Source organism: Acinetobacter sp. A2 (genome assembly GCF_048537555.1).
In the GTDB taxonomy this organism is placed as follows: Bacteria; Pseudomonadota; Gammaproteobacteria; order Pseudomonadales; family Moraxellaceae; genus Acinetobacter.
This window is the reverse complement of record NZ_CP183239.1, coordinates 2,771,005-2,797,481: the sequence shown is the minus strand read 5'-3', so window position 1 is coordinate 2,797,481 and position 26,477 is coordinate 2,771,005. Positions and strand designations below refer to the sequence as shown.

At 42.0% G+C, this 26,477-nt stretch carries 25 protein-coding genes; 13 read left to right on the top strand and 12 right to left on the bottom strand.

The window, feature by feature from the left end:
- Nucleotides 1-190: 190 nt before the first annotated feature.
- Both ACNS8M_RS13255 and ACNS8M_RS13250 read left to right on the top strand, forming a co-directional pair.
- Entirely contained in the window at nt 191-643 is a 453-nt protein-coding gene (locus ACNS8M_RS13255; protein WP_168417650.1) for a YcgN family cysteine cluster protein, read from the top strand.
- 116 nt (nt 644-759) lie between these two features.
- A complete protein-coding gene (locus ACNS8M_RS13250; protein WP_168417651.1) occupies nt 760-2,028 on the top strand; it encodes a replication-associated recombination protein A in 1,269 nt (422 codons plus the stop codon).
- A gap of 110 nt (nt 2,029-2,138) precedes the next feature.
- Here the strand turns inward: ACNS8M_RS13250 and ACNS8M_RS13245 are convergent, their stop codons facing one another.
- The 4 genes from ACNS8M_RS13245 to dapA form a co-directional block, all read right to left on the bottom strand.
- The gene (locus tag ACNS8M_RS13245) at nt 2,139-2,351 is read right to left on the bottom strand and encodes a cold-shock protein (RefSeq protein WP_168417652.1); all 213 of its coding nucleotides are present in this window, start codon (nt 2,349-2,351) and stop codon (nt 2,139-2,141) included.
- A 348-nt stretch (nt 2,352-2,699) separates the two neighbouring features.
- A complete protein-coding gene (gene purC, locus ACNS8M_RS13240; protein ID WP_004974116.1) occupies nt 2,700-3,419 on the bottom strand; it encodes a phosphoribosylaminoimidazolesuccinocarboxamide synthase in 720 nt (239 codons plus the stop codon).
- Nucleotides 3,420-3,455: 36 nt separating this feature from the next.
- The gene (locus ACNS8M_RS13235; RefSeq protein WP_168460542.1) at nt 3,456-4,052 is read right to left on the bottom strand and encodes a lipoprotein-34 precursor (NlpB); all 597 of its coding nucleotides are present in this window, start codon (nt 4,050-4,052) and stop codon (nt 3,456-3,458) included.
- Between the two features lie 14 nt (nt 4,053-4,066).
- A complete protein-coding gene (dapA, locus tag ACNS8M_RS13230) occupies nt 4,067-4,966 on the bottom strand; it encodes a 4-hydroxy-tetrahydrodipicolinate synthase (protein WP_168417653.1) in 900 nt (299 codons plus the stop codon).
- A gap of 697 nt (nt 4,967-5,663) precedes the next feature.
- Between dapA and mhpT the strand changes: the two genes are divergently transcribed.
- The 4 genes from mhpT (at nt 5,664) to ppk1 (ending at nt 10,454) form a co-directional block, all read left to right on the top strand.
- The gene (mhpT, locus tag ACNS8M_RS13225) at nt 5,664-6,890 is read left to right on the top strand and encodes a 3-(3-hydroxy-phenyl)propionate transporter MhpT (RefSeq protein WP_004974130.1); all 1,227 of its coding nucleotides are present in this window, start codon (nt 5,664-5,666) and stop codon (nt 6,888-6,890) included.
- 199 nt (nt 6,891-7,089) lie between these two features.
- Nucleotides 7,090-7,491, top strand: coding sequence for a hypothetical protein (locus tag ACNS8M_RS13220; protein WP_419224915.1), 402 nt, complete (start codon nt 7,090-7,092; stop codon nt 7,489-7,491).
- Nucleotides 7,492-7,538: 47 nt separating this feature from the next.
- A complete protein-coding gene (gene pncA / locus ACNS8M_RS13215; protein ID WP_180060871.1) occupies nt 7,539-8,165 on the top strand; it encodes a bifunctional nicotinamidase/pyrazinamidase in 627 nt (208 codons plus the stop codon).
- Between the two features lie 228 nt (nt 8,166-8,393).
- Nucleotides 8,394-10,454 (top strand): polyphosphate kinase 1, encoded by a 2,061-nt coding sequence (ppk1, locus tag ACNS8M_RS13210; protein ID WP_419224914.1) that lies wholly within the window; start codon nt 8,394-8,396, stop codon nt 10,452-10,454.
- Between the two features lie 90 nt (nt 10,455-10,544).
- Here the strand turns inward: ppk1 and ACNS8M_RS13205 are convergent, their stop codons facing one another.
- Nucleotides 10,545-11,804 (bottom strand): hypothetical protein, encoded by a 1,260-nt coding sequence (locus tag ACNS8M_RS13205; RefSeq protein ID WP_168525282.1) that lies wholly within the window; start codon nt 11,802-11,804, stop codon nt 10,545-10,547.
- Nucleotides 11,805-11,882: 78 nt separating this feature from the next.
- Between ACNS8M_RS13205 and serB the strand changes: the two genes are divergently transcribed.
- From serB to ACNS8M_RS13190, 3 genes are all read left to right on the top strand, one after another.
- The gene (serB, locus tag ACNS8M_RS13200; protein ID WP_168417658.1) at nt 11,883-13,103 is read left to right on the top strand and encodes a phosphoserine phosphatase SerB; all 1,221 of its coding nucleotides are present in this window, start codon (nt 11,883-11,885) and stop codon (nt 13,101-13,103) included.
- A gap of 402 nt (nt 13,104-13,505) precedes the next feature.
- Nucleotides 13,506-13,841 (top strand): ciprofloxacin tolerance protein AciT, encoded by a 336-nt coding sequence (aciT, locus tag ACNS8M_RS13195; RefSeq protein WP_019838067.1) that lies wholly within the window; start codon nt 13,506-13,508, stop codon nt 13,839-13,841.
- Between the two features lie 202 nt (nt 13,842-14,043).
- The gene (locus ACNS8M_RS13190; protein ID WP_168460472.1) at nt 14,044-14,523 is read left to right on the top strand and encodes an SCP-2 sterol transfer family protein; all 480 of its coding nucleotides are present in this window, start codon (nt 14,044-14,046) and stop codon (nt 14,521-14,523) included.
- A gap of 57 nt (nt 14,524-14,580) precedes the next feature.
- Here the strand turns inward: ACNS8M_RS13190 and dtd are convergent, their stop codons facing one another.
- Nucleotides 14,581-15,021, bottom strand: coding sequence for a D-aminoacyl-tRNA deacylase (gene dtd, locus ACNS8M_RS13185; RefSeq protein WP_168417660.1), 441 nt, complete (start codon nt 15,019-15,021; stop codon nt 14,581-14,583).
- Nucleotides 15,022-15,250: 229 nt separating this feature from the next.
- Between dtd and pncB the strand changes: the two genes are divergently transcribed.
- From pncB to asd, 3 genes are all read left to right on the top strand, one after another.
- A complete protein-coding gene (pncB, locus tag ACNS8M_RS13180) occupies nt 15,251-16,456 on the top strand; it encodes a nicotinate phosphoribosyltransferase (RefSeq protein WP_168417727.1) in 1,206 nt (401 codons plus the stop codon).
- 174 nt (nt 16,457-16,630) lie between these two features.
- On the top strand, nt 16,631-17,473 hold the full coding sequence (locus ACNS8M_RS13175; RefSeq protein ID WP_168460473.1) for a sulfurtransferase: 843 nt from the start codon (nt 16,631-16,633) through the stop codon (nt 17,471-17,473).
- A complete protein-coding gene (asd, locus tag ACNS8M_RS13170; RefSeq protein WP_168460474.1) occupies nt 17,470-18,330 on the top strand; it encodes an archaetidylserine decarboxylase in 861 nt (286 codons plus the stop codon). Before ACNS8M_RS13175 ends, asd begins: the two co-directional genes overlap by 4 nt.
- A gap of 83 nt (nt 18,331-18,413) precedes the next feature.
- On the opposite strand, the gene phoR is transcribed toward asd, so the two are convergent.
- The 3 genes from phoR to ACNS8M_RS13155 form a co-directional block, all read right to left on the bottom strand.
- Nucleotides 18,414-19,772, bottom strand: coding sequence for a phosphate regulon sensor histidine kinase PhoR (gene phoR, locus ACNS8M_RS13165; RefSeq protein WP_168417663.1), 1,359 nt, complete (start codon nt 19,770-19,772; stop codon nt 18,414-18,416).
- A gap of 9 nt (nt 19,773-19,781) precedes the next feature.
- Nucleotides 19,782-20,492 carry a phosphate regulon transcriptional regulator PhoB gene (gene phoB / locus ACNS8M_RS13160; RefSeq protein ID WP_004974162.1) on the bottom strand — a complete coding sequence of 237 codons (711 nt, stop codon included), beginning with the start codon at nt 20,490-20,492 and terminating at the stop codon, nt 19,782-19,784.
- A 213-nt stretch (nt 20,493-20,705) separates the two neighbouring features.
- Entirely contained in the window at nt 20,706-21,425 is a 720-nt protein-coding gene (locus ACNS8M_RS13155) for a TetR/AcrR family transcriptional regulator (RefSeq protein ID WP_168417664.1), read from the bottom strand.
- A 211-nt stretch (nt 21,426-21,636) separates the two neighbouring features.
- Here ACNS8M_RS13155 and ACNS8M_RS13150 point away from each other — a divergent pair, with 211 nt between their 5' ends.
- The gene (locus tag ACNS8M_RS13150) at nt 21,637-22,476 is read left to right on the top strand and encodes an SDR family NAD(P)-dependent oxidoreductase (protein WP_168417665.1); all 840 of its coding nucleotides are present in this window, start codon (nt 21,637-21,639) and stop codon (nt 22,474-22,476) included.
- 25 nt (nt 22,477-22,501) lie between these two features.
- Here the strand turns inward: ACNS8M_RS13150 and ACNS8M_RS13145 are convergent, their stop codons facing one another.
- From ACNS8M_RS13145 to ACNS8M_RS13135, 3 genes are all read right to left on the bottom strand, one after another.
- Nucleotides 22,502-23,869, bottom strand: a complete 1,368-nt coding sequence (locus ACNS8M_RS13145; RefSeq protein WP_168417666.1) for an MATE family efflux transporter — start codon at nt 23,867-23,869, stop codon at nt 22,502-22,504.
- Between the two features lie 101 nt (nt 23,870-23,970).
- Nucleotides 23,971-25,125, bottom strand: coding sequence for a methionine aminotransferase (locus ACNS8M_RS13140; protein ID WP_168460475.1), 1,155 nt, complete (start codon nt 25,123-25,125; stop codon nt 23,971-23,973).
- A gap of 198 nt (nt 25,126-25,323) precedes the next feature.
- A complete protein-coding gene (locus tag ACNS8M_RS13135; RefSeq protein ID WP_171525217.1) occupies nt 25,324-26,469 on the bottom strand; it encodes a hypothetical protein in 1,146 nt (381 codons plus the stop codon).
- Between the last annotated feature and the right edge of the window lie 8 nt (nt 26,470-26,477).

Genomic DNA, 26,477 nt, shown 5'->3' with positions numbered 1-26,477 from the left:
ATTTTTCTCCATGTGTTTTTATAGCTTCTGAATTCAGTATAGGGATGTGCGCGCAGTGCACTGTTTTGTTTTTGTGTATTAAATGTTCAGTTATTAAAGTTAAGTGTTTGATTCGTTTAAAGACTAAAGCAAGCCTACAAGTCCCCAGAAGGCTGTTATAATGGGGCGGTTTATATATTTTTTGTGCGCTATGTCTGATCAATTACGACCTGAATTTTGGAAAAACTATCCGCTGAATGCCTTAACTACAGCGGAATGGGAAGCCTTGTGCGATGGTTGCGGTTTATGCTGTTTGGTCAAATTAGAAGATGAAGACACGCAGGAAGTGGCTTATACCAAAGTGTCGTGTAAGTTACTGGATTGCAACACAGCGCGTTGTTCAGATTATGCCAATCGCTTTGAATTCGTACCCGATTGCATTCAACTTACCCCAGAAAAACTGGAAAAAATTCACTGGTTGCCGCCAAGTTGTGCTTATCGACGTTTAAAAGAAGGTAAAAATTTGCCGTCTTGGCATTATTTAAATACAGGTTCGCGACAAAGTGTGATTAAAGCCAAAAAATCTGCGGCTGGGCGCTGTATTTCAGAATTAGATGTTGCAGAAGAAGATATTGAAGATTATGTGGTGCGCTGGGTGCGTTGATTTATCTTCAATGTAAGGTCACGCTTAGAGTTTCAGAATAAATCAGCACGATTAGAAATACTCCAAAGCCTGAGATCATAGTAGACTAGAGTGAAGTCAAGTATAGAAATAACAAGATGTCAGAAAGTCATATTCCGCTGCCTGAGCGCTTGCGCCCACGTGATTTAGCGCAAATTATCGGCCAAGATCATTTACTGGGTGAGCAAGCACCATTGCGCCAAATGATTGATCAGGGGCATTTGCCTTCAATTATATTTTGGGGACCACCAGGGGTCGGAAAAACCACCATTGCTTTATTGTTGGCACAGGCGGTAGACCGTCCTTTTATCAGCCTTTCTGCGCTGAATACTGGGGTTAAGGAACTGCGTGAAATAATTGCCGAAGGCGGTGACTTACTTACACCTGTGGTCTTTATTGATGAAATTCATCGTTTTAATAAGTCACAGCAAGATGCCTTATTGAATGCAGTTGAAAAGGGCAAAATCACCTTAATTGGTGCGACGACTGAAAACCCTTCATTTGAAGTGAACAGTGCTTTGTTATCTCGCTGTCAGGTCTATACTTTAAAAGCCCTAGATGCCGATGCAATTCAGACCTTGCTAACACAAGCCATTCAGCAAGATCAGTTCTTAAAAGACCGTTATATTCAGATTGAAGAATTTGATGCTCTAATTCAGTTTGCCGCAGGCGATGCACGCAAAGCTTTAAACTTACTGGACTTGGTTGCAAGTACCTTTGAACCAGATGTAGAAAACATCATCACCAATGCCATTGTGGTGAAGGTCGCACAACAAAATATTGCTCGTTATGACAAGTCGGGCGAACAGCACTACGACTTGGTGTCGGCCTTTATTAAGTCAATTCGTGGCAGTGACCCCGATGCAGCATTGTATTGGATGGCACGCATGCTTAAAGGCGGTGAAGACCCGACTTTTATTGCACGCCGTATGTTAATTGCAGCTTCAGAAGATATAGGCAATTCCAACCCGAATGCCTTGTTGCTGGCAGGCGAGTGCTTTCGTTCGGTACAAGTCATTGGCATGCCTGAAGCACGGATTATTTTAGGACAATGTGCGGTGTATCTGGCCACCAGTGCCAAAAGTAACAGCACTTATTTGGCAATTAACAAAGCGATGGATCTGGCCGAAAAAACAGCGAACTTGCCTGTGCCACTGCATTTACGCAATGCACCAACCAAGCTGATGAAAGAACAGGGTTACGGGGTAGATTATTTGTATCCACACAATTACCCAGAGCATTTTGTGCTACAGGAATATATGCCACCTGAATTGAAAGGTACTAAACTGTATGAGTCAGCACGCAACAAGCGTGAGGTTGAAGGCGAACGTTTACAGCAACGTCGCTGGCAGCAAAATCAGTCATAAGCTATTTAGTGCAGCTGATAAAAATAATTGGCATAAAAAAAGCTCAAGCATACACTTGAGCTTTTTTGCATTGGTTTACAGACATCAAAGAGGTGTCTGTAAGCAAAGACTTAAAGCGGTTTGATGTTTACAGCGTTCGGGCCTTTTTGACCTTGAGTTACGCTGAATTCAACTTGTTGACCTTCATGTAAAGTCTTGAAGCCTGAGTGTGCAATTTCGCTGAAGTGTGCAAACACGTCTGGACCTGATTCTGGTTGAATAAAGCCAAAACCTTTAGTTTCGTTGAACCACTTTACAGTGCCTTTCATCGTAGTATTCGACATAGGGAAATATCCTGCTGAATTTTAATATTTTGCAATCTAAAAAGATTTGGAATAACTGGGAAAAAGATGCGACTTAAAATCTGAACAAAACGAAGGATTACAAAATAAAACTACGGACTTAGACGATTAAAACGAACTTCATATTTTTCTAGTATGGGTACAAGCATACACGGAATTGCAGAATACACAATTTAAATTCAAATTAATTTAAAAAAGGCAATCAGGTCATGTCTTCTAAACTCATTTATTTTGAACAAATCCGCTTGGCAATTTATGCTTTGTTGGCACAGTAAAAATGAAAAAGCCGAGCAAAATAGCTCGGCCTTTAGAATTCAAGACAACTGAAGATTAGATGTTGTCTAAGTCGATGCCTAAACGTGCAGCAACTTCTTCATAAGCTTCAACCACACCGCCTAAACCTTGACGGAAACGGTCTTTGTCGAGTTTTTTCTTGGTGTCTTTGTCCCATAAACGGCAACCGTCTGGAGAGAATTCATCACCCAATACGATACGGTCGTGGAATACACCAAACTCAAGTTTGAAATCGACCAGAATCATGTTACCTGCATCAAACAATGCTTTTAATACATCGTTGACTTGGTAAGTCAGTTCTTTCATTTTTGCCAATTGTTCTGCATTGGCCCAACCTAAAGCAATCGCTTGAGATTCATTGACCATCGGATCGCCAAGCGCATCGTCTTTAAAGAACAATTCAAATGTTGGTGGAGTCAATTCTTTGCCTTCTTCTACACCTAAGCGACGGCAAAGTGAACCTGCAGCGTAGTTACGAATTACACATTCTACAGGAATCATGTCTAACTTTTTCACCAATACTTCGTTTGGTGTAAGTAGCTTTTCAAAGTGAGTTTCGATACCCGCTTCAGCCAATTTTTCCATGATAAAGGCGTTAAAACGGTTGTTCACCTTACCTTTACGATCTAGTTGTTCGATTTTTTCGCCATTGAACGCAGAGGCATCATCACGAAAGACTAAAATCAGGTGGTCTGCACTGTCTGTGGTATAAACAGATTTCGCTTTACCAGTATAGAGCAAGGTTTGTTTTAACATGAGGGAACCTTTTTCAAAAAAAAATGCCTAGTACGGCTAGGCTGGCCAATTTTGGTAAATCTGGGCCAACAGATCTGCAGCTTTTTCTTGGTCTGCAAAGCTGTTATCGGCATTGAACACGGCTAAGTTGTTGCTCGAACCGACAGAGGTCAATCTTAAGACATAAATCTGTTGATCGACCTTAATGGTTGCCTCGTAACGGTTCTTACTTTGACCAACAATGCTGTAATTCAGACTGCTGAGGGTGGCAAGAGTGTATTGCCAAATTGTAGCAGAATTTCCATCAATTTTGAGTAACGGATTTTGGTTTCCATCAACTACAGGCTGAGGACGGCCAATTTGGGTACTGTCTTCAACAGTCGTATTCGCTTGCACAGCTTCAGGACGTGGCATTGCAAAACGGTTGCCACGTGAATTTTCAAGCTTTGGCGCATTGGCCGTTGCAAGCGGGTCAACGCTTGGTGCAGGATACAATGGCGTTGCAGGTCGAACCACAGAACCTTCAGGATATTGAAGTGGTGCTAAAGTGGTGGTGTCTTTATAGTCCAATGAACCATTGTTAATGGCCAGAGAACTACAACCAGCCAAACTCAATACTGAAAGTGCGGCGATAAAACCAAAACGTAATTGCATCATACTAAGCTCTTTTATTGAATGACACCCGCAGCCTGAAGGGCTTCGCGTAGCGGTGCACGATATTGTTCTGCAAGCGGAGTTAATGGCAGGCGAATACCTGTACCAATTAATCCCATTTCATGAAGTGCCCATTTCACAGGAATTGGGTTCGATTCACAAAATAGAATATTGTGTAAATTTGCAATCGTACTGTTCTGTTGCTCTGCACCTGCCGCATCACCAGCAATCGCGGCCGCGCAAACTTGGCTCATGGCTTTCGGTGCAACATTGGCAGTTACAGAAATATTGCCTTGTGCGCCGTGTAGCATCAGTTGATATGCTGTCGCATCATCGCCTGAGTAAACCACCATGTTTTTGCCGTTCAAGCCAGCTAATAACTGCTGACCACGTGGCACATCGCCTGTTGCGTCTTTTACGCCCACAATATTAGGGATGTCTGCCAAGCGAATGACAGTTTCGTTAGACATGTCTACGCCCGTACGACCTGGTACGTTATATAGAATGATCGGTAAATCTACCGCTTCTGCAATGGCTTTATAGTGTTGATATAAACCTTCTTGGGTTGGCTTATTATAATAAGGCGTTACCAATAGGGCCGCATCTGCGCCCAGTTGTTGTGCTTCTTTGGTCAGTTCGATGGCTTCATGCGTTGAGTTTGCACCAGTACCAGCAATGACAGGAATACGCTTATTTGCGACGCGAATAATTTCTGCGATCACTTTGGTGTGCTCTTCCATACTTAAGGTCGATGCTTCACCAGTTGTGCCCACAGCAACAATACTGTTGGTGCCTTGTTCTATGTGCCACTCAACCAGCTTCTCGAGACCTTTCCAATCTACGCTGCCATCTTCTAACATTGGGGTGACAATTGCGACAATTGAGCCTTGAATGGTCTGTGCTTGCTGAGTCATTTTTTAAAAAGATCCTATTTTTCCATCCACAATGGTGTAGAAAAGAAGACGTGGATGGTTGCAGTATTTTGATTTGGGTCAAAATTTAATCAATTTGATTAAATAATGCTTAGCCAAATTATGACTGATTCAGTGTGTCAGAACAATATGCTTTCGTCAAAGCAAACAGAAACTTTGTGAAGTTCGGTAAAAAATGAATTGAACAGGTATTTGTTTTCACAATAAAAAGCAAAAACGACCACAGCAAAGCTGAAATGATTTTCTGCAGGTCTTTAGATCATGCTACTTGAGTCATTTTTAATGCCGCAGGCTGAAATTTGTCACTGAAACCATGATTATTATAGAAAAAAACACTCAATTCAGAGTTTATAGCTCTTATATCTGAGTATTTTAATCGGAATATATGGGTTTTTTGCCTTTCAGATTAATAGCTTTTAAGTCTACTCTGCTTTATGCAGGCTTCTTAAATAGTGAGAATTTTCTAGCGAAATAGTGGTATTTATTTAAAAAAATGAGGGTAACGCAGCTGAATTATTGTTTTTTTCGCTATATTTTTTGCCGCAAAATTTATTTGTACTGTCTTCTGATCTTCAAAAAATCACTTTGGTCTAACACTTATTGATAGCTATTGCTGCTGTTTAAAACTGCGCAAGATGCAGGCTTTCACATGGCTATCTAATTCTAGTAGAGGGACCCAATGGATAGATCAACACAACATACAGATCAACGGCATGCGGTGATTACCGTTGCGATCTGTTTTTTAATTGCAGTCATTGAAGGCCTAGATATTCAGGCAGCGGGTATTGCGGCTGCAGGTATTCGTGAACATTTTGGACTAGACAGCTCACAACTTGGGGTGTTTTTTAGTGCGGGTATTTTAGGTTTATTGCCTGGGGCATTGGTTGGTGGACGTTTTGCAGACCGTATTGGTCGTAAAAAAGTACTGATTTGGTCAACTGCGGTATTTGCCTTATTTACTTTGTGTACCGTTTGGGTCAATAGCTTTGAAAGTTTATTGGCGGTACGTTTCTTGGCGGGGGCGGGCTTAGGTGCTGCTATGCCAATTTTGATTACTTTGGCTTCTGAAGCAGTTTCACCACAAAACCGTGGTCGTGCTGTAGGTTTAATGTATTGTGGTATGCCTGTGGGTGCAGCCATTTTATCTTTAGTGGCCAGTACAGATTTTGGTTCAAACTGGAAAAATATTTTCTATTTGGGCGGTTTGCTTCCGTTTATTGTGATTCCGTTGATGATGTGGTTATTGCCAGAATCACGTGAGTTTTTAAAAGCACAAGCAGCAGGCAATCATTTGGCAGCACAAAACGCTGCGCCTAAAGCGTCTTTTAAAGATTTATTTAACTCACAAAACTTAATGCGTACCTTATTTATTTGGGTGAGCTACTTCTTTACCTTAATGGTGGTTTACATCATGTTGAGCTGGTTGCCATCCTTATTTATGGAGTTAGGTTTCTCACGTAAAGAAGGCAGTACAGCACAGTTCTACTTTATGGTGAGTGCAACTGTAGGTACCGTAATTTTAGGTATGCTGACCGACCGCTGGAAAAAAGCCTACGTTATTTTGTTGATGTACGGTGGCATTTTGGCAGGCTTATTTGCACTGAATGCAGCAGGTTCACTGACCCAAATGTATATGGCATCGGCCTTGGTGGGTGCATTCGTGATTGGCTGTCAGGGCGTGTTGTATGCTTTTGGTAGTATTGTTTACCCAACTGAAGTACGTGGTACAGGGGTGGGTGTTGCATCTGCTGTTGGCCGTGTGGGGGCAATGCTTGGCCCTGCAATTGCGGGTCAGTTATTGGCAGCAGGCTTTGGTGCGGCAGGGGTCGTATCAGCAGCCATTCCTTGTATTATTATTTCAGCAGTCTTCATGTTGTTATTGGTACGCCGTATTCAAACTGTTTAAAAGGATGAGAACAGCTTGAAGTCAAAATAGCCCGCAATGCGGGCTATTTTTTGTTTTGATTGAAAATTTTGAGTGAGCAAACCGCTTGATTTAGTGTGACAAGTACTGTCGCACAGCTGCCTGTTTTATCGAGGGATATCCACCACAAAGGGTATAATAGAACGTAAAAAAACAGTTAAAAAATAAGAGTGTGATGGACATGAAACAGAAAAAATTGATTGCTGAGTTTCAGGTCAGCCAACAGCAGTTTTCACTGTATTTGGTTGAATACGAATTTATTTTAGAACTTAAACGCAAGTTTCAGGCAACACGGACATCCCCAAAACAAAACGCATGGCTGGCGTTTGCAGATCAAGCCACTTATGAAGATGTTAATGCAGGGATTGATGCCTTTCAGGTCATGTCTTTAGCCCGACAACATTTGGTGAACTATTTGACTCGGCATCCACTGCCTTATTTTTATTTCCATGCTGCCACAGCACGTAAAGCCAAAGTCTATCCGCATTTTGTACGGCAGTTATTGTCACAACTGCCCGCCTATCAACATTGTGTGGAACAGGGTTCTTTTTATTTTTATCAAAGTGATACAACTCAGGTTTAAATTTCAGCTATGCTGATGGCAGTGTTTAGCTTTGAAAAGGAAACAGCATGCAGCAGGTCAATAGCGCCCTGATTGTGGTGGATGTGCAAAACGGATTTTGTCCGGGTGGAAATTTGGCCGTTGCCGACGCCGATCAAATCATTCCCTGCATTAATGCGCTTGGGCGCGTGTTTCATAATATTGTGATTACGCAAGACTGGCATCCTGCAACGCATGTATCCTTTGCGGCAAACCATGCGGGCAAGCAAGCTTATGAACAGATTCAGCTCAGCTATGGTGAGCAGGTACTTTGGCCTGTGCATTGTGTGCAAGGTACGTCCGATGCTGAACTACACCCAGACCTAGATTTACCAACAGCACAACTGATTATTCGCAAAGGTTTCCACCCTGAAATAGACAGTTATTCTGCCTTTATGGAAGCCGACCGCAAAACCACAACAGGATTAGCCGCGTATTTAAAGGCGCGTGAGATTGATACGGTTTATATTGTGGGCATTGCCACCGATTTTTGTGTGGCATGGACGGCAATGGATGCTTGCCAGTTAGACTTTCAGACTTATGTGATTGAAGATGCCACCAAAGCCATTGATCTAAATGGTTCTTTGCAGCAGGCATGGCAACAAATGCTGGCACATGGTGTGCAGCGGATTCAAAGTGCAGATATTTTAAATTAATGTCAGATACATGGTCTAAGATAAAAGAAGTCACTAAAAGTGCTGTTTTGCTATAAAAATGTATTGAATGTAAGATAAAACAAACAAAATCAATTTTTTAGATTGACCTTGTACTGACGAAATGTTCTGCAATTGGTTGTGGGTGTAACATGATTGTCATAATCTCTACCTACCATGCCTGCACTGAGGCGAAATAAGCAGACTGTCCCAAAACAGCATAGAGAAGATATGGAACACTTTCAGCATTCATCTGATACTTATTTTAATCGTGAACTTTCCTTAATTGAGTTTAACCGTCGGGTCTTGGCGCAAGCATTAGACCCTGATTTACCTATTTTAGAACGGTTGAACTTTTTAATTATTTTTTCACGTAATTTAGATGAGTTTTTTGAAATTCGAGTCGCTGGGCTAATGAAGCAGCTCGATTTGAATGCGATTACCCGTACCCCAGATGCAATTCCAACTGAACACGTGTTGGCAGAGCTGTCAGATAAAGTCCATCAGGCGGTCAAACAGCAATATGACACCTTAAACTTTGCAATTTTGCCGCAGTTACAAAGCTTGGGGATTCATTTTATTCAGTTTCAAGACATTCTAGATAAACATAAGGCTTGGATTGCCGACTATTTTGCGCGTCAGGTACAACCTGTTTTAACGCCAATCAGCCTTGACCCTTCGCATCCATTTCCACGTTTAGTCAATAAAAGCCTGAACTTTATTGTTAGTTTGCAGGGCAAGGATGCCTTTGGGCGAGAAATTGAAATGGCGATTGTACCTGCGCCACGTTCATTGCCTCGTTTAATCAACTTACCTAAAGAAGTTGCAGGCAGTGCGACAGAACACATTTTCTTGACGGCTATTATCCAACAGCATATCAATGATTTATTCCCAGGCATGAAGGCTACAGGCTGCTATGCATTTCGGGTGACGCGTAATGCCGACCTGATTTTGGCAGAAGATGTTGATGATTTGGCGGTAGCCCTTAAAGATGAACTTTCATCGCGTCGTTTTGGTCGCGCAGTGCGTTTGGAAATTGAAGATGACTGCCCGCAAGACATTATTGACTACTTGCTGACAGAATTTGATTTAGATGAACAGCAACTGTATCGGATTAGTGGCCCAATCAATCTATCACGTCTGACCAGTAGTTTTGACCGTCCTGAATTAAAGTATCCACCTTTTGTGCCCGTTATTCCCAAAGTATTTCGGAAGCAAAAACCAATTTTTGAAATTCTAAAAAAGCAGGATGTGTTGCTGCATCATCCTTTTGACTCTTTTCAGCCTGTAATTAATTTACTTAAAGAAGCGGCGAAAGATCCAAATGTGTTGGCAATTAAGCAAACCTTGTACCGCAGTGGCCCTGACTCTGAAATTGTACAGGTACTTGCTGAAGCTGCACGTAATGGTAAAGAAGTTACGGCAGTGATTGAGCTGCGGGCACGTTTTGATGAAGAATCTAACATTATGGTGGCCAACGTCTTGCAAGAGGCGGGTGCTGTGGTGGTGTATGGTATTGTGGGCTATAAAACCCATGCCAAAATGATTTTGATTGTGCGCCGTGAGCAAGACCAATTGGTGCGCTATGTGCATTTGGGTACGGGGAACTATCATGCAGGCAATGCACGCATGTACACCGACTATGGCTTAATGACCACACAGCCAGATATTTGTGAAGATGTGCATCGTGTGTTTCAGGAACTTACAGGTATGGGCAGATCGGCAAAATTAAAAACTTTGCTGCACGCACCATTTACCTTGCATAGTGAGTTGTTGAAACTGATTGAGCAAGAGATTGCCTTTGCGCAAGCAGGCAAAGCTGCCCGAATTATGATTAAAGTCAATGCACTGACAGAGCCTGAATTGATTACGGCCTTATACCGTGCTTCGCAGGCAGGGGTGCAGGTTGACTTAATTATTCGCTCAATTTGCTGTTTGATTCCACAAGTCAAAGGCATGTCGGAACGTATTCATGTGCGTTCGATTGTGGGACGTTTTCTGGAACATACTCGTGTTTATTATTTTGAGCATGGCGGGGCGAAAAAATTGTACTGTGCCAGTGCCGACTGGATGGGACGCAATTTATTTTCACGGGTGGAAACCTGCTTCCCAATTTTGGATGAGAAAATTAAACAACGCATTGTAGAAGATGGCTTGCTGAGTTATTTACACGACAACCAAAATGCTTGGGAACTTCAGGCCAATGGTGAGTGGAACAAAGCAGAGGTTGGTCAATCAGCGGCTTATAGTGCACAAATGCATTTGGTGGAACAAAAGCAACTGAATCTATAAACAGGCAAGTATCCCAAAATAAAAAACCTGAGTGGTGATATTTCCACTCAGGTTTTTGTTTTCTGGTGAGCTTCACCGTACTTTTATTATTTAAGCACTTTTAGAAGATTTACCTTTTAAAATTTCAGTTCTAAGGCTTTGTGCCAGTTCAGCCGAAGCACTGTCCATGCCATTGACCATAAAGGCGTGTCGCATCAATACATTGGTTGGATTTGGCATACTTACCAACTCATAATGCGCAGATAACTCGTCTAACAATTCATTGGGCAAGTGCACAGCATTTTCGCGGGCAGACAGTTGATTAACCAATCGCTCTGCCGCTTGAGCAGCAGACAGCTGCATGGCGTCTACCGAAGTAGATAAACCACTACGGGTTTGTAACACGAAGCGTTTTTCTTCACGGTAGCGCTTATAGAGTACTTCTGACAACAATTGGAATACGGTGCCAATCATGGCCATACATGGCACAGCATTAGGCGTATTGGCTGCAATACTGAGGGTTGCACCTTCTTCATGGAAGGGTTGCACGGTTTGAATATCTGAACGGTTTAGTTTGTAGTGCTGTACGCACAATTCAATGCTTTTATTTAGAAAAATTTGGCACAGACTAAAATATGGTACAGAAACAGTTTGATTGACGGTGTCTAATAACTGTTTTGGATCATAAAACTGAATATTGAGTGCAATGTTATTTTCGGGTTGCGCAGGCTCAATGGCTTTATTGGTTTTAGGTGGCAAGACTGGTTTAGGCTGCTGCTGAGCTTGAGCCAATGCCAAGGCAGTTTGGTGTTTTTCTTGTTCCAGTGCCTGTGTTAAAGCTTGCAACTCATGTTTTAAGCGTGACTCGTTGTTAATACGTGCCAGATATTCACTACGGCTTGGACGGGCAATGGCTCGATATGCTAACCACAATAAACCGTGAATAATTAAAGACAATAATGTTGCTAGCCACTGTGTTCGTAAAATTTCACCAATACTCGGTTGAATCAGCGTGATTTCAATGCTGCCAACTTTCTTTTCATTCACCAGTGCATCACGTACAAAAACTTCGCCCTGACGGGTACGTGATTGTCCACCTGTGGCCAAGACCTGATTGTGGGCATCTAAAATGCGAATAGAAGCAATGCTTGGATTGGTGGCATAGCGATTCACCAACAAGGCCAGCGATACCGTATTGGCAGGTTCCAGCTCAGAAAGGCTGTCGGTGACCAGTTGGCTGGTCATTAACTGCCCCTGATTGGCGCGGTTTTCATTCAATTGGTGTGTTGTTGCAAGCACCAATAAAAAGGTGTGAAAAGCAAAACTTACAATCAATAGGCTAGCAAATAGCCCTTGTCTAGGCGCATTCAAGGTAAAACTTCCAAGGCATTTATATTCAATTTAGATTATGATTCTCACAATAGTTGTAGCTCAGACCCGAGTCAATTCATGCGAGAAATCATTCTTATATCATTTTTAGGACCTGACCAACCTAATCAGTTTACTCGATTAATGCAGGTATTGTCCGCTCATTCCTTACAAATCTTAGATGTTGGCCAAGCTGTTATTCATAATCAACTGACTTTAGGTATTGTTGTTGCATCAGAAGACCAGACCGCAACCGCTTTAGCCATGAAGGAGATTCTGATTTTAGCACATGATATTGGCTTAACAGTGCGTTTTAAACCAATCTCTGCAACCGAATATGAGCAATGGGTAAACGAAGGTGGCCGTACCCGTTATATCGTAACGGCACTGGCACCCGAGCTAAATGCCTCACATTTGCAGGCGGTTACGCATATTGTGTCTAGTCAGGGTTTTAATATTGAAACAGTGACACGTTTGTCGGGTCGTCCGCAGCTCAATGCATCTGTAGATGAACCAAAACGTGCCTGTGTGCAGTTTGGTTTAAGTGGGCAAATGCTAGATGCTGTGGCCATGCGTGCTGCATGTTTAAGCCTGTCGAATGAACTGAGTGTGGATGTTGCCGTACAAGAAGACAATGCCTACCGTCGTAACCGCCGTTTGGTTTGTTTTGATATGGACTCGACCCTGATTGAGCAGGAAGTGATTGATGAGTTGGCTATTGAAGCAGGCGTAGGCGATCAGGTAGCTGAAATTACCGAACGTGCCATGCAGGGTGAGTTGGACTTTCAGCAAAGTTTCCGTGCCCGTGTGGCATTGCTGAAAGGCTTAGATGCTGCAGTGTTACCTAAAATTGCAGAGCGACTTACAGTCACTGAAGGTGCCGAGCGTTTAATTTCAACGCTGAAATCCTTGGGTTATCGCACTGCAATTTTGTCGGGTGGTTTCCAGTATTTTGCAGAATACCTACAGGAAAAACTGGGGATTGATGAAGTGCATGCCAACATTTTAGATGTGGAAAATGGCGTGGTAACGGGTGAAGTCAAAGGCCATATTGTGGATGGTGCACGTAAGGCATTATTGTTACGTGAACTGGCAGAAAAAATGGGCATTTCTTTGGAGCAAGCCATTGCTGTGGGGGATGGTGCCAACGACTTGCCAATGCTTTCCATAGCAGGTTTAGGTGTTGCATTCCGTGCCAAACCTTTGGTGCGTCAGAATGCCAATCAAGCCATTTCAAGTGTGGGCTTAGATGGCGTCCTGTATTTACTGGGTGTGCATGACAAAGATTTGAACCGCGCCTAATATGACAAATCAATGAAAAAAACGCGGCAGTCATGCTGCGTTTTTTGTTTGTATAATCAGCAGATAACGATAAACGGTAAGGAAAAACTGCCGATAAAAACAACAACAAGATCGAATCAAAAAAAATTTTTTTAGGGCAAAAATATAAGGTGTTTTTTTGTAATGACACGCGAATAAAGAGCCTGCTTCACTTCCCGAAAACTACCAAATTAAAAAAATGTAATGACAATATAATATTGCGACAAGGTGTGTCGCTTTATGAAAATACAAGTCTTTTTTTATCGAAAAAACGCAGCATAATGCATGCATAGAATTTAAATCGACATCCATTATTTATTTAAACGGTATTTGAAGTTGCAGACCAATTTAAAAATGAGGCTGCATCTTTAGACGGAGGTTTTTATGGTAACAGCGAATTTAGCGACCATTGTTGGCTTAAGCCTAGTCGCAGCTGCGTTGATTGCTGTTTTCTTTTCGCCTTATCGTCGCTGGTTAAACTTTATGTTGGCAGGTATGGTTTTTTGGGGCTTGTTAGAAGTAGTACGCTACAGTGTACAACGCGTGTTTGAGCTACCAATTACCTATAGTTATCTGTCTGCAATTTGCTTGGCGATGGCATTGGTAACTTTATTATTATTACGAGAAGATCGACGCGCAGAACGTGCTTTGGCAAAACGCCGCTATATTGAACATACCCCAGTGTATGAAGATGATCAGCAGCAATGCTCAAGCCGTTAATTAAAATAGATCCTTGATTTAAAAAAGATGCAACAGGTTTGCATCTTTTTAGTTTATAAATACGGTTAACTCACCCATAAAGTGTGCGACAAAAGTTTAACATCCAGCTTAAGATTGTTATACAAAGCCTTGCGGTAAAAAGCAGGAGTTGTGATAGGATGATGCGATCAACTCTCCAACAATTACAATAGGCTTCACAGTCATGAAACTTTCTGCAATTCCTGTGGTCAAACTTCCTTTAGTTGATGTCAGTACCGATCCACTTGACCTTTTAGTGGCAGGTTTGGCATTACGCATGAAACAGCTGGCACGTACCAGTCCAAAATTTATTGAGTTGGTGCATGAGCGTCAGTTCCGTATTCAAATTGGTACAGATTTGGGCATGGCGCGTCAAATTATTGTCAACAATGGTCATATTGATACGGTTGCTGGCGATGCAGAAAAAGCAGATTTTGTTTTGCAATTTGCAGACAGCGAGCAAGGGGTGAAAACCTTGATGAAAGGTGACCCAACTGCGTTCATGACTGGTATGCAAAATGGCAGCATTAAAATGGAAGGTGATTTTGGCTTGTTGGTCTGGTTTAACCAAGCAGCGAAATTAATTCCGCCTAAATTGCCAAAACCTGTAAAAGAAAAAATTAAATTAGCACGTCAGTTTATTAAACAAAAAACAGGCAAATAAGTTGCCATGATGTGAAAAAACCTCTGATCAGTTTTGACAGAGGTTTTTTAATGCACTTTATTCTACTTCTAAACAGAAAGTCACTGGCCCATCATTTACCAGATGTACTTTCATATCGGCAGCAAAAATACCCGTTTCTACTTGATCAAACTGGCTTTTGGCATAGTCCACCAATTGTTCGTAGAGCTCTTGAGCGGCTTGTGGGGGCATAGCAGGGCCAAAATCAGGACGTAAACCTTTTTGGGTCTGTGCCATGAGGGTAAATTGTGAAACCAATAACACACCGCCATTGGCCTGACTGACATTCCAGCCCATTTTGCCTTGTTCATCATCAAAAAAACGATATTTCAGAATTTTATCAATCAGCTTTTTGCCTTTTTCAAAATTATCGTCTTTGCCTAAACCTAAGAACACCAAAATACCCTGTTGAATCTCGCCAGTGATTTTGCCATCGACCACGACTTTAGCTTCAAGAACCCGTTGTAATAATGCACGCATACTCAGTATTAATCTAAGTGAAGAGATGGCGAGATTCTAACAAATTCATGCCCGCTGGCGTGATTAAAGATCAGCTTACTCCAAGTAACTAAGCGATAAACCCACCGAAAATGAAACAGGAATGGAGCCGTACGGTGCAGCAAAGTTGTAACAAGATTGTCGATAAAAGCCCTTTTTTGCTGAAAAAATTATGCTTTAATGCAAGAAGGATCGCGAAATGATGAGCACTATGACCCCAATTATTCAATCTTTGCTTGATACAGATTTGTATAAATTCACCATGTTACAGGTGGTACTGCATAAGTTTCCGCAAACGCACAGTGTTTATCAGTTTCGCTGCCGTAATCTTGAAGATACTGCCTATCCACTGACCGATATTTTAGATGAACTAAATGAACAGCTAGATCACTTGTGTCAGCTGAAATTTAAAGAAGATGAATTGCAGTATTTGCGCAATTTACGCTTTATTAAAAGTGATTTTGTCGATTATTTAGAACTGTTCCAGCTCAAACGCCGTTTTATTCAGGCTAGTATTGATGCACAGGGCCGCTTGGACATTCGGGTGGAAGGCCCAATGGTACAAGCCATGATGTTTGAAATTTTTGTGCTGGCCATTGTGAATGAACTGTATTTCCAGCGAATTCGCACAGATGAGGTCTGGGCAGAAGGCGAGCGACGTTTACAGCAAAAAATTGCCCTGATTCAGGACTATCAACAGCAGCAACAACCTGAAGACCCGCCATTTTTAGTGTCAGATTTTGGTACGCGTCGTCGTTATAGCTTTGCTTGGCAAAAGCATGTGGTAGCAGCTTTTCATCAAGCTGTACCCGATGTATTCCGTGGCACCAGTAATGTTCTGTTAGCCAAAGAATTAGGTATTACGCCTATTGGTACCATGGCACATGAATTTTTACAGGCTTTTCAGGCATTGGATGTGCGTCTGCGCGATTTCCAAAAAGCTGCGTTGGAAACTTGGGTGCAGGAATATCGGGGTGATTTAGGTATTGCCCTGACCGATGTTGTGGGAATGGATGCTTTCCTGCGTGATTTTGACCTATATTTTGCCAAGTTATTTGATGGTTTGCGACATGACAGTGGCGACCCGTATGCGTGGGGCGATAAAGCCTATGCACATTATAAAAAGCTGAAAATTGACAGCAAAACTAAAATGCTGACCTTTAGTGATGGATTGAATGTTGAAAAAGCATGGGCCTTGCATCAGTACTTTAAAGACCGTTTTCAGGTCAGTTTTGGGATTGGTACCAATTTGACCAATGACATGGGGCAAACGGCACTGAATATTGTGTTGAAGCTAGTCGAGTGTAATGGTCAGTCGGTGGCGAAATTGTCAGATAGTCCTGGTAAAACCATGACCGATAATGACACCTTCTTGGCATATTTGCGTCAAGTTTTTGATATTCAAGCACCAGTTTAAAGACCAACAAACCTATAAAAACTGAAAAAAGACCGAAGAAAATCTTCGGTTTTTTTCTAGATTAAAGCATGTGATTGTTAAAATTCTGAGAAAGTTATGAAAAAAACAGTATGCGCCCAAAAATGACCTATACTAAGTTAAAGTGGATTGCCAACCAGACTGAACAGCATAAAAATGAACGCTTCACCATTCGATTTTGGACTGCTGATTGAAGCAGAAGATTTAGTCCCCGTTTTAGGACATGACAAATTACGCATTGTCGATTTAAGCCGTAATTCGGTGTATGAGCAATTGCATCTGCCGCATGCCTTACAGGTCAAACCGAGCATGCTGTTACGTCAGGATGAAGATACTTCGGGTCTATTGCCAGAACCTGAAGCCTTACAGGATTTGATTCAGTATTTGAATATCTCGCCTGAGCATCATGTGGTGGCTTATGATGATGAAGGCGGTGCATGGGCTGGGCGTTTGATCTGGAACTTGCACTGTTTAGGCTTTGAAAATACCAGTTTGCTCAATGGCGGTATTCATGCTTGGTTGGCCGCAGGTTTTCCGACCACTTCTGAAGTTGAATCACTGAAACCTGTCAGTACACTTGCTCCTGTTGTAGCGCAAAATCAGTATCGTATTCAATATGATGAGCTATTAGAAAAGTGCCAAAACCAGTCTGTTCAACTGTGGGATTGCCGTACTGTAGATGAATATACAGGGCTGCGTTTGGCTGCACGACGCGGTGGTCACATACCAGGGGCATTGCATTTTGAATGGAGTACTGCCCTTAATCGTGAAAATCATTTAAAATTGCACCCCTTAGAACGCACACGACAGCGTCTGGAACAACTCGGATTCAATCTCAATGAACCTGTAGTGGTGTATTGTCAGTCACATCACCGTTCAGGTCTGGCCTATATTTTAGGAAGATTACTGGGTTGGCAAATTCAGGCCTACGATGGTGCGTGGAGTGAATGGGGCAACCGCCCTGACAGTCCTGTTATTACTGGAGAGTTGCCGTCTTGAGCCTCACATCACGTTTAAAAAAACAAATTTTCATTCAGGCACAGCGCGTTGTGCCACAACATCAATTATCACGTGTTGTAGGTAAACTTGCAGCTAGCGAGCATCCTGTACTGAAAAATGCGGTTATTACGGCATTTAAAGCCCAGTATGGCATTGATATGTCATTGGCAGAGCAAAGCAATGCCTTGAAATATAAATCTTTTAATGAATTTTTCACCCGTTCTTTAAAGCAGGGCGTACGTGAAATTGACAGCAATCCGAGCAGCATTGTATCGCCTGCAGATGGTGCAATTTCGCAATTGGGTAAAATTGAAGATGGCGCTATTTTTCAAGCCAAAGGCCAGCAATTTACTGTTGAAAATTTAATTGCCGACCCGCAACTGGCAGAACCATTTAAAAATGGTCAGTTTGCCACGGTATATTTATCTCCGAGAGATTATCACCGCGTGCATATGCCGTTTGCAGGCACACTGACTGAAACTCTTTATGTGCCAGGTGAGCTATTTTCGGTGAACCAAACCACAGCAGAAAATATTCCAGGTTTATTTGCCCGCAATGAGCGTATGGTGTGTTTGTTTGATACCGAACTGGGTCGTATGGCGGTTGTTTTGGTGGGTGCGATGATTGTAGCGGGTATTGAAACCGTAGCTACAGGCAAGGTGAAACCATCGGGGCGTTTAGAACTGAATCAACACCAATTGTTCCTTGAAAAGGGTGCAGAATTGGGACGTTTTTATTTGGGTTCAACGGCAATTGTTTTATTTGAAGAAAATAAAATGCAGTGGGATGCTGAATTCCAAGCCAATTCGGTGGTGGAAATGGGTAAAGCCTTGGGGCATACCGTTACCGCAGTATAATTTTATGGGTTGAGAAATAAAAAACGCCAAATTGATTTGGCGTTTTTTTGATTTCAATGAGCAGGATATTTTTAAACTTGAACTTAAGTCACATGGTATAAACGTTCTTTCGGGAACACGACTTTAAAGGTAGAGCCTTGATTTTCTTTAGATTCTACTTCCAAGTGTGCGTTGTGCTGCATTAAAACGTGCTTCACAATTGCTAAGCCTAAACCTGTGCCGCCAGTTTGTCGGCTGCGTGCGCTGTCTACACGGTAAAAGCGCTCGGTCAGACGTGGTAAATGTTTAGGATCAATCCCGATGCCTGTATCTTCCACAGTAAAATAGCCTTGATTGCCATCATCATGCCAGCCAATGGTAACGGTACCGCCTTTCGGGGTGTATTTAATGGCATTAGTAATCAGGTTACTAAAGGCACTGGCCAGTTCTACATCTGAACCGATTAAATCATAATGACTGTCAATATTTAAGTTGAGGGTATGACCATAATCGACATTATAGGCATGCGCATCATCAAATAATTGATTCATTAAACTTGGCATTTCAATGATTTGATTTTTGGCGATGGTTTTTTCATTTTCCAAGCGAGATAATAAAAGCAGGTCATTCACCAACGCATTCATGCGGCGGGTTTGTGACTGCATTTGCTCGAAAGCACGTTTCCAGCGTGGGTTAATCTCTTCTTGATCGGTAAAGGTTTCAATATAGCCACTGAGTACGGTCAGCGGGGTGCGCAATTCGTGTGAAATGTTATCGACAAAGTCTTTACGCATTTGCTCAAGGTTATGCATACGGGTCATGTCGTAGGCAAATAACAAACGGCTATCTCCACCAAATTGGGTCATTTTAACCTGTACGTATTGCCCTTCGCATACGGTCGATTTCATCTTTAAGCCATCGGGTGCTTGGTCAATATGGTTAAAATATTCAATAAAATTCGGTTGGCGCAAAATAGTCAGAATATTGCGTCCACGGTCTAAGGGCTGAATACCTAAAAGTTTTTCTGCGGCAGGGTTCCACCATTCAATTTGGTGATTTTCATCAATCAGCATGACAGCTTCATCTAATGCCACTAGAGATGACTGTGCGCGGTCAATCAGCCCGACCATTTCGGCCTGAACAATACGTTCCTGACGTTGTGAGCGATAAACATTGAATAACAATGCCCCCCAAATGCCGTGCAGATTGGGCGGCACATCATAGGGACGATTAGAAATCCAGTCGTTGACTAAGTATAAAGAGCGCATTTGCTGAAGAAAAAACAGCAAAAAGGCGATGCTAATACAAATCCAAAAATACCCAATCCCAAATCCAATCAAACTTGCAATAATGAGAAAAAAGGCCAGTAAACGAAAGTCTTGTTTGGCAAAAGTCCATAAACTGCTGTAACGAACTTGTTTGAGGTCACGGGCGAGTTCAGGGACTGGGTAAGGTTCGTACATAAAATAATTTTAGCCTAAAGCAACATCCGCACGCGTCGAGAAGCGATAACCTGTACCACGTACCGTTTGCACAAAACGGTCTACACCATACGGTTCCAAGACTTTACGTAAACGACGAATATGCACATCAATAGTTCGGTCTTCAATATATACATTGCCGCCCCAGACTTGGTCAAGCAATTGTGCACGGGTATAGGCACGTTCAGGATGGGTCATAAAGAACGCAAGTAAGCGATATTCAGTTGGCCCCATTTCTAAAATATTGTCACCAAAACTCACCCGCTGGCTAACTGGGTCTAGAATTAAACCGTTGGCATCAATGGTTTTTTCACCGCTTAGGGCATTGGCACGACGTAATACCGCTTTAATACGCGACACCAGTTCACGGGTCGAGAAAGGCTTGGTCATGTAGTCATCTGCGCCTGCATCTAGCCCTTGAACCTTGTGGTCTTCTTCGCCACGTGCAGTCAGCATAATCACTGGAATTTCTGCAAGGTTATCGTCACGTTTTAGGCGACGGCACAAGTCTACACCGCTGACACCGCCTGGCATCATCCAATCAAGCAAGATAAGCGCTGGACGTTGATCGACAATCATTTGATGCGCTTGTTTTGCATCTTCTGCCTGTAAGCACTGAAAGCCTGCCATATCTAAAGAGGTATGGATCATTTCCCGAATTGGGAGTTCGTCATCGACGATTAAAATGTAGTCATCTTTCACAACGCAATATCCTATAGATGTTAACGGTGGACCGTTTTATTTATGACAGGCTTATTACAAAGATTAATTATGACAGTATCATTGCAGAAAGGGGTAAACAGGCTATTTTTGCAATAATTTGTGACAAACTAGTGTCGATTTGATGAAATATCTGCAGATATTCAGTCAAAGTAAAATAATGAAATTAAAAAATATTATGAATATTTTTCAGTTTTATGACAGATTGCTGGAATCTTTATCAAGCACTTGCTCTTTGTCTGAAAAGGTTTGAAGCAGTGATAAAAATACAATGCGGCAAGACGACAAAACATCTTCCATCGATTGTTTAAAATCACTCATGACCCAGCGAATCGCAATTTGGGTGACATAGCCATTTAAGCCTGTGGCAACCAAGGAAATTTCACGGTTAGGGCGGTCTAAATGCGGCATCATCAACATCACAAAGGCCTGAATCATACGGTCAAAACGTGACATGGTTTCGTGAATAGTGGCCTGATTATGCAGTTCCTGTACCAACATGGCATCTATATAAATAATACGTGCCATTTGTGGGTTGTTTTTTAGGGTGGTCAGCAAGGCGGTCAGGCCTGCATCAATCATTTTTTTCGGGTCGGTGGATGCCTGCATAATGGCTTGCATGACATTTTGCTGCAATTCATCAATCAGTTTTAAAAAAATAGTCTGAAATAGTTCTTCGCTTTTTTTAAAGGATTCGTAAAAGTAACGCTCGGTCAGTTTGGCTTCGGTACAAATATCTTTGACAGTCACGGCAAAAAAACCATGCGTACCATAGGCCTGAATACCCGCTTCAATCAGTTTTTCCCGACGTGCCTGTTTGCGTTCAGTTAAAGACAGACCTTTAAACTGACGTTCTTTTTGTTGTTTTTGGGGCTGTTGTTGTGTGTCTGCGTGGATGGGCAGTTGTTCTGTCATCTTCACCTGAGCCAAATAAATTCGTTAATGGGTTTTATATTAGCAATAATTATCTGTTAAACCTATGTTTTCATATTTGTTTGCGATATTCGTTTTGACTTATATTGACAATAGTTATTGTCAAAATTATATTGAAAGCGATATAACTGCACAGCCCTACAGAAAAACAAGCAGGTCTGAACTGTGCAGGCAACACACTCAAGGAAACCACATGAAAAATTTTAAAAATAAAGTTGCCGCAATTACAGGTGCAGGCTCGGGGATTGGACAGCAACTGGCAGTGCTTTTGGCACAGCAAGGCTGTCATTTATCGCTTAGTGATGTGAATGAACAAGGTTTGGCCCAAACGGTAGACTTGTTAAAAAACAGCAATGTGCGTGTGACCATTAAAAAGGTAGATGTGTCTCAGCTGGAGCAAATGCGTGCTTGGGCGGCAGAAACTGTACAAGATCACGGCTCGGTGAATATGATTTTTAATAATGCAGGCGTGGCTTTGGGTTCTACTGTAGAGGGCGCAACTTACGAAGAACTGGAGTGGATTGTTGGCATTAACTTTTGGGGCGTGGTGTATGGCACCAAAGAGTTTTTGCCTTTAATTAAACAAACGGGCGATGGCCATATTATTAATATTTCAAGTTTGTTTGGTTTAACCGCACAACCGACTCAGTCGGCCTATAACGCAACCAAATTTGCGGTGCGTGGTTTTACAGAGTCTTTGCGTCAGGAATTGGACTTGGAAAACTGCGGTGTGAGTGCATTGAGTGTACATCCAGGTGGGATTCGTACCAATATTGCCAATAACGCAAAAATGAATGACAGCATGCGCACGTTGGGTATGAATCCTGAAAAATCGGCACGTGCATTTAATAAATTATTGCGTTGTCCACCTGAAGAAGCAGCACGTCAAATTTTAGAAGCGGTACAAAAAGATAAACGCCGTTTATTGATTGGTAATGATGCGAAAAGCTTAGACTTGATTCAGCGTATTGTTCCAACGGGTTATCAAAAAGTCACAGCATGGGCAACCAAGCTGGGTAAAAAACGTAGTTAATCTAATCTAGACTAAACAAGACCATTTAGACTAAAACCTGGATGGTCTTTTTCTTCCAGACGAATTGATAATACGCGCCTTGACCGATGCACAGGCTCACAAATGCCAAGGCATAGGCATACCAAATACCTTCCAAGCCCCAGCGTTGACTAAACAAATAGGCACATGGCACTTCAATCAGCACAATGGCTAAAATATTGATGATCATGGGTACAGTGACTGTGCCACTGGCACGCATAATTGAGGCAAAAATTGCACTGGCACCAAAGAATACAATGGCCCACAACACAATAAATAACAGTTGTTGACCTAGCACCACCACCGCAGGGTCGGTAATAAACAGCGCCATCAGATATTTAGAAAACAAATAGCCTAAACTGACTAAAATACCGGTAATCACCAGATTCATTCCTAAGGCGGTGCGGGTCACTTTGGCCAGTAGTTCGGCTTTACCTGCACCAATCGCTTGTGCAGCAAAAATAGAAGCGGCAATGGCAATAGACAGTGCAGGGAACTGAATGTAATTCAACACCTGATTGACCGCACCATAGGCTGCTGTGGCTTCTGCGCCATGCCGATTAACCAACCCCACAATCACCAAACCTGCCATAGACGTGGTGACCATTTGTAAGCCTGTCGGAATGCCTAAGCGTAAAATGACTTTGCTTAAATGGGGTTGATGCCGAATTTGGCGAAACAAGTGCCAATCTAGTTTGAGTGGATGATCTTTTTTATTTAAATAAATCACCAAGAAAATTAAAACAGCCAGATAACCTAAAATGGTGGCAATGGCCGGTGCAATAATGCCCAAACGTGGAAAGCCAAAATAGCCTGCAATCAGTACAGGTGTAATCACGACGCCCATGAGACTGGTCAAACTCAATGCAATCAATGGCGTTAGACTGTCGCCCACACCACGTAAAATAGAGGTATAGATAATATAAACAAATAGCAGCGGACTGCCTGCCAGCATCCATTGCACATAAGGTACTGAAAGATGCATCACTTTCGGGTCAGTGCCAAGTAATAGTAGAATTTGCTTGGCAAAAATTACGCCCAAGCAGGCAATGACACTGCCCCCAATTAGGGTCATAAATAAGGTCGAACCCACAATACAGCGTACTTTTTCAACATTTTGTGCGCCCCATGCTTGTCCGACCAATACGGTAGACCCTGCCGAGAGTCCAATCACAAAGGCCATCAGGCAAAAAATAATCGGGAAAAATACCGACACTGCAGCAATCGCATCGACCCCGAGCATTTGTCCCACAAACACAGTATTAATGGTGCCTGAGAGATTTTGCAAAATATTGGTGGCAATCAACGGCAATAGAAACACCAAAAAGGTTTTCCAAAGCTGAGGGTGATCGACCAATGCCTGAGGTCTTGCCATGCCAAATCCTGCGTTTGAACTGCGGTTGTTTTATTCACCCTAGCATGATTCGCCCCTAAAAAGCCTTAGCTTTTCAGTAACTCAGCGATGCAATTCCTGACTTAAACTGCCGATAAAATTTCCGCTGCACGTAACAGCGTCTCGGTTTTTTTGGCAAAGCAGAAACGAATTAAACGTAAGTCATCAGGCGGGCTTTGATAAAACGCAGACACAGGAATACCGACAATGCCATGTTGCTCGGCAAGGAAATGGCACATGTCTACGGCATTTAAATCAGGACGGATATTGCTGTAATCCAAATTTTGAAAATACGTGCCCTGTGCAGGACTCAACTGAAAACGTGACTGGGCAATACCATGATTAAATAAATCACGTTTGGCCTGATAAAAGCCTGCCAGCTCTGCAATATGTTCAGGATGCTGCTGCATATAGTTGGCCAGTGCCACTTGCACAGGCGTCACCCCACAGAAATTCACAAACTGATAGGCTTGGCGGAAGAGTTGCATTAAAGCAGGTGCGGCTGCACAGTAGCCTGTTTTCCAACCTGTGACATGAAAGGTTTTACCAAAAGAACCGACGACGAAACTACGTTCTCTGAGTTCAGGAAAAGACAGTGCAGAACGGTGTTGCTGATCATCAAAGACCAAATGTTCATAGACTTCATCGGACAGTACCACAATGTTATGTGCCTGAATCAGGTGAATTAACTGTTGCCACTCTTGTTCTGACCATACCGTGCCTGTGGGGTTGTGCGGTGTGTTGATAATGATCATGCGGGTTTTGGCATGAATCGCATCTTTAACCCTATTCCAGTCCACCTGAAAATGCGGAGCTTGCAATGGAATGTGCACAGCTTTTGCACCCAGCAGCTTTGCACATGGGGCATAGCTGTCATAACTCGGGTCAAAAATAATGACTTCATCGCCTGCTTGCAGCACGGTTTGCATAATGCTAAAAATGGCAAGGGTTGCCCCTGGGGTGATGGTAATTTCACTGACAGGGTCAAGCTGTAATTGATCGCGCTGCAAAAACTGCTGCGCCAGTTGTTCACGCAGTGGTAAGTAGCCATCACCTGAAGGATATTGATTGAAACCTGCATGTGTGGCGTGGCTTAATGCGTCTAGTAGTGCTGCAGGTGCAGGAAAATCTGGAAAACCCTGCGATAAATTTAAGGCATTGAGTTGTTGAGCTAAAGCCGACATACGGCTAAAAATACTGAGGCCTTGAGCAGGGAGTTTTGCGTGAATATTGAGCATAGAGAGGTTCTGATGGTGGCAGCAGTTTGCTTTACATCGTAGCGTTTTCAGGGTTGAATGCAAATGGGGATAGGGTTGGTTTTTTAGTTTTACGAGTGGTAGATAACTTTGTTAAATATCGAGAGATATAATCCCTCAAATACTAAAATGGGAGCACAATAACTCCCATTTTTAGATATTGTAAATGGAGATACTAAATTAAATTTCTTCAAATAACTCTTGGGCAAACTTTCGAGCTAAATCATCTTTTTCCTTATTTAGCTCAGGCAAATTTATAGCATACTGAATTGCTTCACGACCTGAAATTGCCATAGGCCCATAATCATCATAGTCTTCTCCAGTGTAGGCATTGTAAGCTCTGAAATCATCTTGAGTAAAATCTACGTCATAAAGTTGTGCTATATAGATGTATAGCCATGCTTCTTCATCAGTTTTGAATATTTTGTTATAAAGAAAATATTCAATCGCATCAACGTCACCACGATTACACAAGTATAGGACTTGTTTATAGACTGTTTCTGTATCTGCATCCCAATTAATTTCATTGAGATTTAGTGGTGAGTTTTGAATATAAGATTCAAAATATTCAGCTTGTTTTATATATTCTTCATACTGAGCTTTATTTTTCTTAGTTTCGTCAGAAAGGATATATTTTTGTTTATTATTGTCCCATTGGCTTCCAAAATTTGAGCCAGAGCGACCAAAAGGCGCAATCTGATTAGCTAAATATCGGTAATAAGCCCCGATTAAAGCATAGACATCTGCATTGTTTCGTTCTTTTGCATAAGAAAGTATTTTTTCAAAATGTTCTGCTATTTTTGAAAAATCAAAATATTCATCTTCAAATTCCAGATCAATTACTGGCCCATTTTCAAAATCGATATAGCTTAGCTCTTCTCTTAAACATCTAAAGTTGATGGCTTCTAAATTTAGCCATAAAAGTTCTCGATAGATAGTTTTAGAAATTGAAAAATAAAGTTGTTCTGAAATATCAACTTTTAACAGATTCTTAAGTTTTATGATAATTGTTGTAAGATGCTTGAGTAATGAACGACCTTCGTAATCATCCCAGTGCAGTTCATCTTCGTCATAATTTGAATAATCTGTTTCGGGGGGATTGTGTAATATTTCTAAAGTTAAAGCTCCAATTAATTCATGCTGATAATATTCTTCAGAATTATCATATTCAGCTAGAATTAAAAGATTTTGAGCTACAAAGGCACTATAAGTTTTATAGCCTTGGTATAACGCAATTAATTCATAAATATGTGAACGGGCAAGCTTAACAGAATATTGTTCTTGAACTTTTTTGGACAATTGAAAAGCGAATTCTTGAATAGACATAATTTTCT